The 13,601-nt window shown below is 62.7% G+C and carries 13 protein-coding genes; 7 read left to right on the plus strand and 6 right to left on the minus strand.

Annotated elements, in window-relative coordinates; all coding sequences use genetic code 11:
• Positions 1 to 194: 194 nt before the first annotated feature.
• Positions 195 to 1,853, plus strand: coding sequence for a nitrite/sulfite reductase (locus tag BM279_RS14690; RefSeq protein ID WP_093504833.1), 1,659 nt, complete (start codon positions 195 to 197; stop codon positions 1,851 to 1,853).
• Positions 1,837 to 2,334, plus strand: coding sequence for a DUF934 domain-containing protein (locus tag BM279_RS14695; protein ID WP_093504835.1), 498 nt, complete (start codon positions 1,837 to 1,839; stop codon positions 2,332 to 2,334). The genes BM279_RS14690 and BM279_RS14695 overlap by 17 nt, the downstream gene beginning before the upstream one ends.
• 190 nt (positions 2,335 to 2,524) lie before the next feature.
• Here the strand turns inward: BM279_RS14695 and BM279_RS14700 are convergent, their stop codons facing one another.
• A complete protein-coding gene (locus BM279_RS14700; protein ID WP_093504837.1) occupies positions 2,525 to 3,517 on the minus strand; it encodes a YhdH/YhfP family quinone oxidoreductase in 993 nt (330 codons plus the stop codon).
• A gap of 37 nt (positions 3,518 to 3,554) precedes the next feature.
• The gene (gene sohB, locus BM279_RS14705) at positions 3,555 to 4,574 is read right to left on the minus strand and encodes a protease SohB (protein ID WP_093504839.1); all 1,020 of its coding nucleotides are present in this window, start codon (positions 4,572 to 4,574) and stop codon (positions 3,555 to 3,557) included.
• Between the two features lie 203 nt (positions 4,575 to 4,777).
• Here sohB and BM279_RS14710 point away from each other — a divergent pair, with 203 nt between their 5' ends.
• The 4 genes from BM279_RS14710 to BM279_RS14725 all read left to right on the plus strand — a co-directional run bounded on the left by BM279_RS14710 (position 4,778) and on the right by BM279_RS14725 (position 7,976).
• Positions 4,778 to 5,476 carry a histidine phosphatase family protein gene (locus BM279_RS14710; RefSeq protein WP_093504841.1) on the plus strand — a complete coding sequence of 233 codons (699 nt, stop codon included), beginning with the start codon at positions 4,778 to 4,780 and terminating at the stop codon, positions 5,474 to 5,476.
• Positions 5,477 to 5,534: 58 nt separating this feature from the next.
• Positions 5,535 to 5,846, plus strand: a complete 312-nt coding sequence (locus BM279_RS14715) for an SCP2 sterol-binding domain-containing protein (protein WP_013791366.1) — start codon at positions 5,535 to 5,537, stop codon at positions 5,844 to 5,846.
• A gap of 267 nt (positions 5,847 to 6,113) precedes the next feature.
• The gene (locus tag BM279_RS14720; protein WP_093504843.1) at positions 6,114 to 7,181 is read left to right on the plus strand and encodes a phosphotransferase family protein; all 1,068 of its coding nucleotides are present in this window, start codon (positions 6,114 to 6,116) and stop codon (positions 7,179 to 7,181) included.
• A gap of 27 nt (positions 7,182 to 7,208) precedes the next feature.
• The gene (locus BM279_RS14725; RefSeq protein ID WP_093504845.1) at positions 7,209 to 7,976 is read left to right on the plus strand and encodes an SDR family oxidoreductase; all 768 of its coding nucleotides are present in this window, start codon (positions 7,209 to 7,211) and stop codon (positions 7,974 to 7,976) included.
• Positions 7,977 to 8,509: 533 nt separating this feature from the next.
• Here BM279_RS14725 and BM279_RS14735 read toward each other — a convergent pair.
• Positions 8,510 to 9,157 carry a hypothetical protein gene (locus BM279_RS14735; RefSeq protein WP_093504849.1) on the minus strand — a complete coding sequence of 216 codons (648 nt, stop codon included), beginning with the start codon at positions 9,155 to 9,157 and terminating at the stop codon, positions 8,510 to 8,512.
• Between the two features lie 98 nt (positions 9,158 to 9,255).
• Between BM279_RS14735 and BM279_RS14740 the strand changes: the two genes are divergently transcribed.
• Positions 9,256 to 10,041 carry a TSUP family transporter gene (locus tag BM279_RS14740; RefSeq protein WP_013791362.1) on the plus strand — a complete coding sequence of 262 codons (786 nt, stop codon included), beginning with the start codon at positions 9,256 to 9,258 and terminating at the stop codon, positions 10,039 to 10,041.
• 218 nt (positions 10,042 to 10,259) lie between these two features.
• Here the strand turns inward: BM279_RS14740 and nudC are convergent, their stop codons facing one another.
• Genes nudC through BM279_RS14755 form a run of 3 tightly spaced genes read right to left on the minus strand, consistent with a single transcriptional unit; the run spans position 10,260 to position 13,581 of the window.
• The gene (gene nudC, locus BM279_RS14745) at positions 10,260 to 11,072 is read right to left on the minus strand and encodes an NAD(+) diphosphatase (RefSeq protein ID WP_093504851.1); all 813 of its coding nucleotides are present in this window, start codon (positions 11,070 to 11,072) and stop codon (positions 10,260 to 10,262) included.
• A complete protein-coding gene (locus BM279_RS14750; RefSeq protein ID WP_093504853.1) occupies positions 11,072 to 12,730 on the minus strand; it encodes a FimL-related protein in 1,659 nt (552 codons plus the stop codon). The genes nudC and BM279_RS14750 overlap by 1 nt, the downstream gene beginning before the upstream one ends.
• Before the next feature lie 38 nt (positions 12,731 to 12,768).
• Positions 12,769 to 13,581, minus strand: coding sequence for a crotonase/enoyl-CoA hydratase family protein (locus BM279_RS14755; RefSeq protein ID WP_013791359.1), 813 nt, complete (start codon positions 13,579 to 13,581; stop codon positions 12,769 to 12,771).
• Positions 13,582 to 13,601 lie beyond the last annotated feature (20 nt).

The following is a 13,601-nucleotide window of genomic DNA, read 5'->3' on the forward strand; positions in this document are numbered from 1 at the left end:
CGTGCCCCGGCTCCGCATGAGGAGTGCGCGGCCGTGCGCGCAGATTTGCTGTAACGGGTCATCGAAGCATTATGCGTGGCGGCTTGCCAGAGCCACGGTAGACGAGCGACAAACCGCTCGCTGCCGAACCAAGCCACACTGTCGCGCCGCAATCGCTCGATCGATCTGGCAAGCAGCCTGATAACAGGATTCCCATGTACGTATACGACCAGTACGACCAGAAAATCGTCGAGGACCGCGTCAAGCAGTTCCGCGATCAAACCCGCCGTTACCTCAGTGGCGAACTGAGCGGCGAAGAATTCCGTCCGCTGCGGCTGCAGAACGGTCTGTACATCCAGCGCTTCGCACCCATGCTGCGCATCGCTGTGCCCTACGGCCTGCTGAACAGCACCCAGGTGCGCAAGCTGGCGCAAATCGCCCGCGATTACGACAAGGGCTACGCGCACATCAGCACCCGCCAGAACGTACAGTTCAACTGGCCGGAACTGGAAGACGTGCCGGAGATTCTCGCCGAGCTGGCCACCGTGCAGATGCACGCCATCCAGACCAGCGGCAACTGCATCCGCAACACCACCACCGACCAGTTCGCCGGTGTGGCCAAGGATGAAATCATCGATCCGCGCCCCTGGTGCGAAATCATCCGCCAGTGGTCGACCTTTCATCCCGAGTTCAGCCACCTGCCGCGCAAGTTCAAGATCGCCGTCAACGGCGCCGCCAGTGACCGCGCCGCCATCGAGGTGCACGACATCGGCCTGGAAGCGGTGAAGAACGCCGCGGGCGAGTTGGGCTTCCGCGTCGCCGTGGGTGGCGGCCTGGGCCGTACGCCGATCGTCGGCAGCTTCATCAATGAATTCCTGCCCTGGCAGCACCTGCTTTCCTATCTCGACGCCATTCTGCGTGTCTACAACCGCTACGGCCGTCGCGACAACAAGTACAAGGCGCGCATCAAGATCCTGGTCAAGGCGCTGACCCCGGAAGTGTTCGCCGAGCGCGTCAACGCCGAGTGGGCGCACCTCAAGGATGGCCCGACCACCCTGACCGACGCCGAAGTGGCCCGCGTCGCTGCGCATTTCGTCGATCCGGCCTACCAGGCGCTGCAGGATCAGGATGCGCAACTCGCCCAGCTCGACGCCGAGCATCCGGGTTTCGCCCGCTGGCGCCAGCGCAACACCTTCGCCCACAAGAAGCCGGGCTATGTAGCCGTCACCCTGTCGCTCAAGCCCACCGGCGTGGCTCCAGGCGATGTGACCGACAAGCAGCTCGACGCCATCGCCGACCTGGCCGATCGCTACAGCTTCGGCGAAGTGCGCAACAGCCATAACCAGAACATCATCCTCGCCGACGTCGAGCAGCAGCAGCTGTTCACCCTGTGGGGCGAACTGCGCGACAAGGGTTTCGCCACTCCGAACGTGGGCCTGCTGACCGACATCATCTGCTGCCCGGGCGGCGACTTCTGCTCGCTGGCCAACGCCAAGTCGATCCCGGTGGCCGAAGCCATCCAGCGCCGCTTCGATAACCTGGACTACCTGTTCGACATTGGCGACATCGACCTGAACATTTCCGGCTGCATGAACGCCTGCGGCCACCACCACGTGGGCCACATCGGCATTCTCGGCGTCGACAAGAAAGGCCAGGAGTTCTACCAGGTGTCCCTCGGCGGCAGCGCCGGTCGTGACGCCAGCCTGGCGCAGATCCTCGGCCCGTCCTTCGCCCAGGACGACATGCCGGACGTGATCGACAAGATCGTCAACGTCTATGTCGAGCAACGCACCGAAGAAGAAAGTTTCATCGACACCTTCCGCCGTATCGGTGTCGCCCCGTTCAAGGAGCGCGTATATGCAGCGAATCATTAAGAACGGCCAGATCGTCGACGAAAGCTGGCACCTGATGCCTAAGGAAACCAGCTTTGAAGAACTGTCCAACTGCGACGACCTGATCGTACCGCTGAACCTCTGGCTCGAACACGGCCATGCCCTCAAGGCCCGCGACGGCGGCTTGGGCGTGTGGCTGGACGCCGAAGAAGAAATCGAGTCGATCGTCGACTCGCTGGACGCCTTCCAGGTCATCGCGCTGAACTTCCCGGCCTTCACCGACGGCCGTCACTCGTCATCCGCTTACCTGCTTCGTACTCGCTACGGCTTCAAGGGCGAGCTGCGCGCCATTGGCGACGTGCTGCGCGACCAGCTGTGGGCGCTCAAACGCTGCGGCTTCGACGCCTTTGCCCTGCGCGTAGACAAGGACGCCGAAGACGCGCTGAAAGCCTTCGAGGAGTTCTCCGAGGTCTACCAGGCCTCCGCCGATCAGCCGCAACCGCTGTTCCGGCGCCGCGCCTAAGAGCCTGCTCACGATCTGCTGCGCGTCGGCCCCACTGCGTTAAAAACAGGCTGGATTGCCAGCCCAGTCAGAATGCTCATTTACATCGACTGTTTTTGCCTGTATGGCTCTAGCTCGCGAGATCGTGAACAGGCTCTAAGAATGAAAAACCCGCCAAAAGGCGGGTTTTTTTATGGGCGTTTATCGAGTCTCAGTCGAGCCTGACCAGCACCCGCCCGACCTGCTCGCCCTGCAGGATGCGCTCGATTGCTGCCGGCAGCTCGTTAAGCCCCACTTCGGTCGCCAGGGCTTCCAGGTTCGGCAGTTTCCACTGCAGCGATAGCCGATCCCACATCGACGCCTTGACCACCAGGGGCAGCTCGACCGAATCGACGCCCAGCAGATTTACGCCACGCAAGATAAAGGGCAGCACGCTGGCCTGGAAATCCACGCCGGCTGTCAGCCCGCAACAGGCCACGCTGCCACCGTAACGGGTGGCCTTGAGCACATTGCACAGAATGTCGCCGCCCACGGTGTCCACCGCCCCATTCCACTGCTCGCGTAGCAGCGGTCGCTCGGCGCCACTCTGCAGCTCGAGCCGCGGCACGACCTGGGAGGCGCCCAGGCGCTTGAGCATATCGCCCTGCTGGGCCTTGCCCGTGGCGGCACTGACCTGATAGCCGAGACTGTTGAGCAGCATCACCGCGATGCTGCCCACCCCGCCGGTGGCGCCAGTGACCAGCACCGGGCCGTTCTGCGGCTCGAGGCCAGCCTGCTCCAGCTTGTCGACGCACAGTGCCGCGGTCAGGCCGGCCGTGCCGAGAATCATCGCCTCGCGCAGTGATAGCCCTTGCGGGCGCTTGATCGCCCAGCTGGCAGGCACTCGGATGTACTGACCAAACCCACCGGCGGTATTCATGCCCAGGTCGTAACCCGTGACGATCACCTCATCACCTTCGGTGAATTCGGCGGCGCTGGAATGCTCCACCACACCGGCCGCATCGATGCCCGGCGTATGCGGGTAATGCTTGCTCACGCCGCGCTGGCCGGTGGCGGACAGCGCGTCCTTGAAGTTCAGCGAGGAGTAGCGAACACGGATCAGCAGCTCGCCGGCCGGCAGATCGGCCACGTCGCGATCCACAATCTGCATCGCGAAATGACCTTGGGCGTCGGGCGCCGCTTGCAGCGCCGTGAAACTCGTCATCCAGACCTCCTTGATCCGCCAGAGCGGAGGGTGCGGGTTACCAGAAACGCTGCTGGGTCAGACGCCCCAGCCAGGTCAGGGCAAAGCGATCCAGCGCAACGCTGGCAGCCAGGCCGACACGCTCCTGCAGGGATTTCTTCTGTACATAGTGCAGCTGATAAAGGTCGGCTTCGCGAGCCCGCTCGGCCAGGTATTCGTCACTGGTCTTCAATTCGTCGACCAGCTGCTTCTCCAGCGCTGCCATGCCGAGCCAAACTTCGCCAGTGGCGATCTCGTCGACTTCCAGCTGAGGGCGGTAGCGCGCCACGAAGTTCTTGAACAGCTCGTGGGTGGTCTCCAGATCTTCCTGAAACTTCTCCCGGCCTTTTTCGGTGTTCTCGCCGAACACGGTCAGGGTGCGCTTGTATTCACCGGCGGTCAGCACTTCGAAGTCGATGTCGTGCTTCTTCAGCAGGCGGTTGACGTTGGGCAGCTGGGCGACCACGCCAATGGAGCCGAGGATGGCGAACGGCGCGGAAATGATCCTCTCGCCGATGCAGGCCATCATGTAGCCACCGCTGGCGGCGACCTTGTCGATGCACACCGTCAGCGGCACGCCAGCCTGACGAATGCGCGCCAGTTGCGACGAGGCCAGCCCATAGCTGTGCACCATGCCACCGCCGCTTTCCAGGCGCAGCACCACTTCGTCTTGGGGCGTGGCGAGGCTCAACAGTGCAGTGATCTCGTGGCGCAGGCCCTCGGTGGCCGAGGCCTTGATATCGCCGTCAAAGTCCAAGACGTACACCCGCGATTTCTGCGGCGCCTGCTTCTTCGCCGCCTTGGCGGCCTTGGCTTCTTCCTTGCCCAGCGCCTTGAGCTGATCCTTGTCGAGAATCGACTGTTCCAGGCGCTGACGCAGCGCCTTGTAGAAATCATTGAGCTTGGTGACCTGCAACTGCCCACCACTGCGACGCCCGCGGCTGCGCAAAACGGCCACCGCCACCAGCACGACCAGAATGGCCACGACCAGCGTCACCGTCTTGGCCAGAAACCCTGCGTAATCAGCAAGAAACTCCACACACTTCCCCTTTATCCAATCAGCCGCCTCGCGCGGCGGCCTGCGTCGGCCAGCATACCGGCGTGGCCACGCAGCCACCAGCCAGCGGCCGGTTTTCAGCCCTGCCGCAGGCAATTCAAACAAACGTATGAATTTTCGTTGACAGCTTCCGCCCATCCCTCCTACCCTCGCCTCACATTCAAGGTTCGCGGGTTGCAGCGTACGTGGGCAGCATCTACCTGATTCGACATGGCCAGGCCTCATTCGGTGCAGAGGATTACGATGTCCTCTCGTCGCTTGGTGAGCGCCAGTCGACCTTGCTCGGCCGCCATCTGGCCGAGACAGGCCTCAAGCTCGATCGCGCAGTCAGCGGCAGCCTGAAGCGTCAGGCCGATACTGGCCGACTGGTGCTCGAACAGCTTGCCGAGGCGCCTGTGCTGCAAACCGATGCAGCCTTCAACGAATTCGATGCCGAAGGGGTGATACGCGCCCTGCTCCCGGCGCTGCTACCCCACGAGCCCCAGGCGCTGGAAATCATGCGCAACGCCGCGTACAACCGCGCCGAATTTCAGCGTCTGTTCGTGCGCCTGCTCGATACCTGGATCGGGGGCGACTACGACGCGCCGGCGCTGCAAAGCTGGCAGGCGTTTCTCGATCAGGTGAATGGCGGCCTGCAACGGTTGCTGGATAACGCCCAGCCCCGTGAGCGCATCGCCGTGTTCACTTCCGGCGGCACCATCACCACCCTGATCCACCTGCTGACCGGCATGCCGGTTGCCAGCGCGTTCGCCATGAACTGGCAAATCGTCAACACCTCGCTAAGCTGCCTGAAGTTCCAGGGCGAGCGGGTGACCCTAGCTTCCTTCAACAGCCATGCCCATTTGCAGCTGTTGAATACCCCATCGCTCATTACCTATCGCTGAGCGACGGTCAACGTGCCCGCGAGGGCGCAGAACAATCGGAAACTACAAGGAAACCACCATGAGCGTCGCAGACATCGTCCAAACCATGAAAGCCAAGTTCAACCCCAGCGCCGCCGAAGGCCTGGACCTGGTTTTCCAGTTCAACATCGAAGATGCCGACAACCACTACCTCATCGTCAAGGACGGCACCTGCGACGTGGGACATGGCGAGCACCCGGACGCCAACGTCACCCTGATCATGGACAAGGAAACCTTCAAAGGCATCACCACCGGTGAGACCGACGGCATGCAGGCTTTCATGGCCGGCAAGCTGCGCGCCGAAGGCGACATGATGCTGGCGCTCAAGCTGAGCGAGCTGTTCTCGGTCTGAGTGCAGATAGTCAGTTCGAATCGCGAAACCGGAATCCCAGGATTCCGGTTTTTTTTGCCCGCTATTTTGGCGGCCACCCCTAGGGTTATCGGCAGAGCCAACCTCGAAATAACTCACGGCATTCTTTGCCCTGCCGCCTGGCGTATCAGCAGGCTTGATTCGCCACCAACAGCTATATAGATAAGCCTGCGCCACGCTTGTGAGCGGCCGCCCAGCTGATTAGATTGACCCGATCATCACCGCCAATGACAACGAGAAGGGATAGGGATGACACTCACCGACCGACCCGGCGCCATCCGCCAGGGCGAAGAACTCGATGCCCGCGCCATCGACGCCTACCTCAAGGCCCATCTAAGCGATCTACAGGGTGAACCGCAGATCAGCCAGTTCCCCGGGGGCGCTTCCAACCTGACCTACCTGTTGCGCTACGCCGACCGCGAACTGGTACTGCGCCGCCCGCCTTTCGGCCGCAAGGCCAAGTCAGCCCACGACATGGGCCGTGAATTCCGTATTCTCAACCAACTCAGAGACGCTTTTCCGTACTGCCCGCAGGCGTTCGTGCACTGCACCGACGAATCGGTGATCGGCGCCGAGTTCTACGTCATGCAGCGCCTGGACGGCATCATCCTGCGCGCCGACCTGCCGGCAGAGCTGCAGCTCACGGCCGATCAGACCACCTCCCTGTGCAAGAGCTTCATCGACCGCCTGGTCGAGCTGCACCAGGTCGATTATCAACGCTGTGGCCTGGCCGACCTGGGCAAGCCCGATGGGTACGTGGCGCGGCAGATCAGCGGCTGGAGCGAGCGCTACGACAACGCGCGCACCCCCGATGCGCCCGGCTGGCAGGCGGTCCGCAGCTGGCTGCAAGAGAAGATGCCGGCCGACCACCCGCGGCCGGCCATCGTGCACAACGACTACCGCTTCGACAACGTGATCCTCGATGCCAACGACCCGCTGCGCATCATCGGCGTGCTCGACTGGGAGCTGACCACCCTGGGCGACCCGCTGATGGACCTGGGCAACACCCTGGCCTACTGGATCGAAGCGGACGACCCCTCCCCGGTGCAACTGATGCGTCGCCAGCCGAGCAACGCGCCCGGCATGCTGACCCGCCAGGGCTTCGTGGATTACTACGCCGAGCGTGCCGGCATCGAAATCAAGTGCTTCGACTTCTACTACATCTACGGCCTGTTCCGCCTGGCCGGCATCGTCCAGCAGATCTACTACCGCTATTACCACGGGCAAACCGCCGACAAGCGCTTCGCCTCCTTCGTGCAGATGAACGCCTTGCTCGAACAGATGGCCCTCGGGGTCATCGCGCGCTCATCGCTCTGACGCCCTTCCTCTACCGAGACTCACGCCATGTCCAAGACTCAGTTGTTCGACCTCGACGGCAAGATCGCCTTCGTGTCCGGTGCCAGCCGCGGCATCGGTGAAGCCATCGCCCACCTGCTCGCCCAACAGGGCGCCGAAGTGATCGTCGCCAGCCGCAAGCTCGACGATTGCCAGACCGTCGCCGATGCCATCGTCGCCAAGGGCGGCAAGGCCGTGGCGATGGCCTGCCATATCGGCGAGATGGAGCAGATTCAGGCGGTGTTCGCCGAGATTCGCCAGCGCTACGGGCGACTCGACATCCTGGTCAACAACGCGGCGACCAACCCGCAGTTCTGTAACGTGCTGGATACCGACCTGGGCGCGTTCCAGAAGACTGTCGATGTGAACATCCGCGGCTATTACTTCATGTCCATCGAAGGCGGCAAGCTGATGAAGGAGAACGGCGGCGGCAGCATCATCAACGTGGCGTCGATCAACGGCGTGTCACCGGGTGAATTCCAGGGCATCTATTCGGTGACCAAGGCAGCGGTAATCAGCATGACCAAGGTGTTCGCCAAGGAATGCGCGCAGTTCGGCATCCGCTGCAATGCCCTGCTACCGGGGCTGACCGACACGCGCTTCGCGTCGGCGCTGACCAAGAACGAGGCGATCCTCAACTTCGCCCTGCAGCGCATTCCGCTCAAGCGCGTCGCCGATCCGAGCGAGATGGCCGGCGCGGTGCTGTACCTGGCCAGCGAGGCGTCGAGCTACACCACGGGCGTGGCGTTGAATGTCGATGGCGGGTTTCTTTCCTGAGACCTGGCTGCGAGCCTTGAGGCTGTATTGTGTCGTTATGGGGGCGGTAAGAGGCAGAAGCGGCCGTTCGCCGCTTTTGCTTCTTGATGCTTCTCATGCACGGCAATAGCAGACGACATCAATCGCCCCTTCAGGAGGCCGAATGGAATCGTTGTGTAGGGGGACGAGCCGCATGGATGCGGCGAGAGGCCTGATGGGCCATGGATGGCCCTTCCAGGCCGGCCCCCGGAACGACGATGTAATGAGGGAATCCCAGCGCAGCTGGGGCCGGATGTCGGGGCTAGACCTTTTGGTTACTTTTGGGGCAATGCCAAAAGTAACCCGCTCGTCAGAGCGGAATTGAGCGCGCAAACAACACGGTAATGCTGGCGAACTCATTGTGGGAACGGGCGGGGACGCCTAGTCCATGCCCGTGACTTCTCGCGGGCATGGCCCGCTCCCACAGATAATCACCAGTCCATCCCACGAGAACGACCGGCTGCTCCCCTCACACTCTGCTCATTGCAAATGGGCCACATCCGAGCTGCAGCAACTCATTGCCAATCCTTGAGCGCCTGATGAGCCGCCTCGTTCATCGGCTGGGCCAACAGCCCAGTTGGTGTCAGGCTGACGTTGAACACCGCCTGATCGGCCATCGGCAGGTAGGTCACGCGGCGCGCCTGGGCATCGAACATGAACAGATCGTGCTGGCCCAGGCGCAGCCAGCGCCACAGGTCTACGCCGTACAAGCTGCTGGTCAGCTCGGCCTGTGTGTAACGCGCCTGGTTCTGCTGCTCGATGGACAGGAAGCGGCTGTTGATTTTCTCCAGCCGGTAGCCAGGCTCCAGGCCGATCAGCGCGGCCAGGCCCTTCCACTGCAGCAAACGTACATCCAGTTGCCAGAGATCGCCCTCCAGATTGACGCTGCGCTGCACACCATTCTCGAGAATATCCACCTGATAGACGTTGGCCGTACGGTGGAAGCTCAGGGTTAGCAGTGGCTTGTTGGCGGGCAACGGCTCGTAGCGGCTCAGGTCGTAGGCCACCAGGCCCACCAGCGCCGAAGCAGCGAGAAATATCAGGCCGCTGGTGCCGCGCAGCCAGGCGAGAAACCAGCGCCCGCCGAACAGAATGCGCAGGGCGATGAACAACACCAGCAATGCCAGCAGAGCCGTTGCCCAGGCGAGCGCGTCGTACTGCATCGAATCGATTCCTTGTCAGTGAAAATGTCGGCATTATGCGCAGCGCGTTGCCCGGCGAATAGCGCCGTTGCCGCACAATCGGATACAGGTCGCCTTTTATGTCCCTTCCCTTCGAGATGGCCGTCGAGCCCACGACGTTGCTACTGCTCGCCCTGGTCGCGTTCATTGCCGGTTTCATCGACGCCATCGCCGGCGGCGGTGGTCTGCTGACCATCCCTGCCCTGCTCACTACCGGCCTGCCGCCTCATCTGGTACTGGGCACCAGCAAGCTGTGCGCGACCTTCGGTTCGGCGACCGCCAGCTACACCTTCTACCGTCGCAAGCTGTTCAGCCCGGGCAAGTGGAAGAATGCGATGGTCGCCACCGCCATCGGCGCCATTGGCGGTGCGGTACTGGTGCACTGGATGCCGGCCGAATGGATCAACAAGATGCTGCCGGTGGTGGTGTTCGCCTGCGGTCTGTACCTGCTGTTCGGCAAGACACCGGACGCCCCGCTGGACGCCGACCTGCCCATCGCTAGCCGCCGGCAATGGCCGCAAGGCATCGGCCTGGGTTTCTACGATGGTGTGGCCGGCCCGGGAACCGGCGCCTTCTGGACGGTCAGCACGCTGCTCATGTACCCGCTGGACTTGGTGCGTGCCAGCGGTGTGGCGCGCTCGATGAACTTCATCAGTAACGCCTGTGCCCTGGCGGTATTCATCGCCGCCGGACAAGTGGCCTGGGTGCTGGGCCTGTGCATGGGCTTTTCGCTGATGGCCGGCGCCTTTCTCGGCGCGCGCACGGCAATTGGCGGCGGCTCGAAGTTCATCCGTCCGGTCTTCATTCTGGTGGTGCTGGGGCTGACGACGCGGCTAGTCTGGCAGCACTGGTTCAGCGCCGCCTAACAGGCCTTTGAAAAACGTAGGCGAGGAAGTCAGTGCAAGGCCTGGGCGGCCCCACAAAAACAGCCCAAACGTAGCGCAGCGGAGTAACAGCCGAAGGCTGGCCCGCAGGGCGAACGAAGTGAGTCAAGAGCGCAGTTTACGCGCTGGAAATAAGCATTTTGACTGGGCTCGCACGCGAGGCTGTTTTTAACGAAGCAATGGCAACGTAGGTAGTTTTTTCAAGGGCCTGCCAGGCGGCTGGCCACGTACGAATCGATCAGGTAACGGGCGATCGAGCGCGAGGCCGGCAACGGTGGCAGCGCATGGATAGAGAACCAGCGGGCGTCCTCGATCTCCTCTTCCTGCATGACGATCTCACCGCCGGCGTAATCGGCATGAAAGCCCAACATCAGCGAATGCGGGAACGGCCAGTTCTGGCTGCCCTGGTAGCGGATATTGCAAACCTCGACGCCCACCTCTTCACGTACCTCGCGGGCGACGCACTGCTCTACGGACTCACCAGCCTCGACGAAACCGGCCAGGGTACTGTACACGCCGCTGACGAAACGCGGCGAGCGGGCCAGCAGTACCTCATCACCGCGGGTGACCAGCACGATCATGCTCGGCGACAGCCGCGGATAATGGCGCAAGCTGCATGCTGGGCACTGCATGGCGCGCTCGCCGACGACCTGCAGCATCGGCGTGGCGCAACTGCCGCAGAAGCGGTTGTCACTGGCCCAGGTGCCGATCTGCGCGGCAAAACCGAGCATCTGGAACAGCTCGGCATCACCTTCGAGCATCACTTGGCGCAACGACTGCCATTGGCAGCCCGACAGTTCGGCCTTGCCCTGCAGCTCGAGCAGATAGACCGGCTCGCCATGAAAGTGCCCCAGGCCGTGCTCGGCGATCACCGGCAGTTCCTGCTGCTTCAACCACTCGCGGGGAAACAGCAGGCCATTGGCGTCGCCGAGAAAATGCTGACGGTGATGGGCCAGTACCAGCCCGCCAGGCTGATCACTATCAAGAAGCCCGGGTTGCCAATGCGCGGCCATCAAGCGGCCACCTCTTGGCCCAGGGCGCGAACGCTTTCTTCAGCCAGATCCAGCACGCTGGGCTGAGCCAGGCCGGCGTCGGCTTCCAGGTAATATTCCAGGCTACTCAAGGCATCGGCGAGCACTTCGAGACGAGCTTCAGCGGGCATCTGGTCGGTGTCGAGCATCTGCGCCTGGATATAGTCGGCGCAGGCACCCACCAGGTTCGCCGCGCGCTCCTGACCGAGGAACCACAGGCCGCCACGCACGGCCTGCAGGCTGAACGGCACATTGGACAGGTGCATACGATCGCCAGCCGATTCCAGATAGGCCGTGATCGCTCGCTTGGCCAGCGCCAGGCCCGCGCGAGCTTCGTCGAGCACCACGATGCGTGCCTCGAACAGCTGATGCTGGGCGAAGGTACACACTTCAGGCTCGGCACGCGGCGCGGTAATGCGCTCACCGCGCTCCAAGGTCGCCACCATGCCTTCGACATACAGCACGGCGTCGGCTAGGGCGATAAGTTGATTTGGCTCGACCGGCGCGCCTTCGCACCAGGCGCTGACCGTCGGCAACTGATTGGCTAGCGAATTGCCGGCCGAGCTCAGGCCGACCATGGCCAGGGTCTTGCTGAGCTTGCCGAGCAGCGCATGCAGGCTGGTCAGGCCATCGGCTTGCAGGGTGCCGCGTTCGCTCAGGTCGAGCAGGTCCTTGACGCTGGCCAGCTCTTCGCGAATCGCCGAACTCAGCGAACGCATCACCGCCTTGCCGGGGCCGGAGAGGCGCTGGTATTCCTCTTCGAGCAGGTGATCGGTGAACGGCAGCGCGGTGATCCCGAATAACTCGCGCACCTCGCCCGCCAGCGGTCCGCGGCCGGCGGATAGCGCCACCAGGTAAAGCAACTCCTTGAGCAGGCTGCGCGGCGGCTCGTAGGAGCCGTTGATCAGCATCTGCCGCAGTTCGCGGTCGATGCGCGAGAACAGTTGCTTGCGCGACTTGCGCGGCAGCAGTTGGCCATCGTTCAGTGCTTCCAGAGCGGCTGCGCCGAGCCAGCACAGGCGCCCGCGCGGCTCGTTGGCGAACAGGCCGTCGAGGCGGCTCATGGCACGGCCCATCAGCTTCATGCTGCCTGCCGGATTCTGCTCGCGGATGTAACCCAACAGGCCGACCTGATACATCTGCCGCAAGCGGCGGCCTTCGCTTTCCTTGGCGGCGGCGTCCAGTGCCGGCGGCACCATGCGCGGGCGAGCCTGGTCGAGGCGCACACTGAAGAAGAAGCTTTCCGGCAGCGGCGGCTGTTTGCAGGCCTGACGCAAATCATTGATCGCCGGCAGCAGAAGCTCGGGCATTTCCTGGCGATGGGCGTCGAGGCCTTCGAGGTAGCGACGCAGCACGTGCAACGCATTGCTGAGCGCCGCCAGCTGGGCGTCGCGCTCGCTGCCGATGCCGGCCGGAATATCGGTGGCCTGGTCGAGCACTTCCTGGGCGAGCAATTCCGCACCGGTCAGCTCGATCAGGTTGAGCGTGCCACGCACCTGCTGCAGGTTGTCGACTGCCTGCTGCAGCAGGGTGCCATTGTTGCGCTCGACAATGAACTGCTCGAGACTCGCTTCGGCCTCTTCGATCGTGGCAAACAGTTCGTCGCGAACCAGGCCCAGTGACGATGCTCCAGAAACCATTCGCTAATGTGCCTCCCGCACAGGTGATGAAACCGCGCTCAATCAGCGAACTCGGGATTTTGCTTGCTCATATGGGCCATCATCGCGACACGCAGATCAGCCGATTGCAGCATGGCGGCGTTCCAGGTAGCGACGTAGTCGAGGCCATCGTCGACCCGGTGATCGCGCATGTAGCCGATCATCGCCTTGGTGCCGCGCACGGCAACCGGCGATTTTGCGGCTATGCTTCGGGCAATGTCCATCACGCCACTCAGCAATGTGTCGTGGGTCTCGAATACGCGGTTAACTAGACCGATTTCCCGCGCCTCGGCAGCCTCGATGGTACGGCCGGTGTAGGCCAGCTCGCGCAGCATGCCGTCGCCGATCAGGCGCGGCAGTCGCTGTAGGGTGCCGACGTCGGCAGCCATGCCAATGTCGATTTCCTTGATGGCGAACTGCACGTCCAAGCTGCAATAGCGCATGTCGCAGGCGCTGACCAGATCGATGGCGCCGCCCAGGCAATAACCTTGAATGGCGGCCAGCACAGGCTTGCTGCACTGGTCGACGGCATTGAACGAGGCCTGCAGTTCGAGAATCTTACGGCGCAGGGTCAGGGCATTGCGACCCACGTCCTTGCCGAGCTGGCTGCTGACCTGGGCCAGCAGGTTGAGGTCGATACCGGAGGAGAAATGCTTGCCGGCGCCAGACAGCACCACCACGCGAACTTCGTCGGTTTCATCGGCCCAACGGAAGATATCGATGATCTCCGTCCAGAAGGCGGCGTTCATCGCGTTGATCTTGTCCGGGCGGTCAATCACCACATGGGCGATCTTTTCCTGCAGTTCGACACGAAAAGCTTGGTATTGCCCCATGAAAGTCATCCTTTTTGAAG

Source organism: Phytopseudomonas straminea (assembly GCF_900112645.1).
Classification (GTDB): Bacteria; Pseudomonadota; Gammaproteobacteria; order Pseudomonadales; family Pseudomonadaceae; genus Aquipseudomonas; species Aquipseudomonas straminea.

Bases quoted from the DNA above. Each gene is read 5' to 3' on its own strand.
- BM279_RS14720 (WP_093504843.1), top strand. From the start codon at position 6,114: ATGACACTCACCGACCGACCCGGCGCCATCCGCCAGGGCGAAGAACTC.
- BM279_RS14750 (WP_093504853.1), bottom strand. From the start codon at position 12,730: ATGGTTTCTGGAGCATCGTCACTGGGCCTGGTTCGCGACGAACTGTTT.
- BM279_RS14695 (WP_093504835.1), top strand. From the start codon at position 1,837: ATGCAGCGAATCATTAAGAACGGCCAGATCGTCGACGAAAGCTGGCAC.
- BM279_RS14735 (WP_093504849.1), bottom strand. From the start codon at position 9,157: ATGCAGTACGACGCGCTCGCCTGGGCAACGGCTCTGCTGGCATTGCTG.
- BM279_RS14740 (WP_013791362.1), top strand. From the start codon at position 9,256: ATGTCCCTTCCCTTCGAGATGGCCGTCGAGCCCACGACGTTGCTACTG.
- BM279_RS14700 (WP_093504837.1), bottom strand. From the start codon at position 3,517: ATGACGAGTTTCACGGCGCTGCAAGCGGCGCCCGACGCCCAAGGTCAT.
- nudC (WP_093504851.1), bottom strand. From the start codon at position 11,072: ATGGCCGCGCATTGGCAACCCGGGCTTCTTGATAGTGATCAGCCTGGC.
- BM279_RS14725 (WP_093504845.1), top strand. From the start codon at position 7,209: ATGTCCAAGACTCAGTTGTTCGACCTCGACGGCAAGATCGCCTTCGTG.
- BM279_RS14715 (WP_013791366.1), top strand. From the start codon at position 5,535: ATGAGCGTCGCAGACATCGTCCAAACCATGAAAGCCAAGTTCAACCCC.
- BM279_RS14690 (WP_093504833.1), top strand. From the start codon at position 195: ATGTACGTATACGACCAGTACGACCAGAAAATCGTCGAGGACCGCGTC.
- BM279_RS14755 (WP_013791359.1), bottom strand. From the start codon at position 13,581: ATGGGGCAATACCAAGCTTTTCGTGTCGAACTGCAGGAAAAGATCGCC.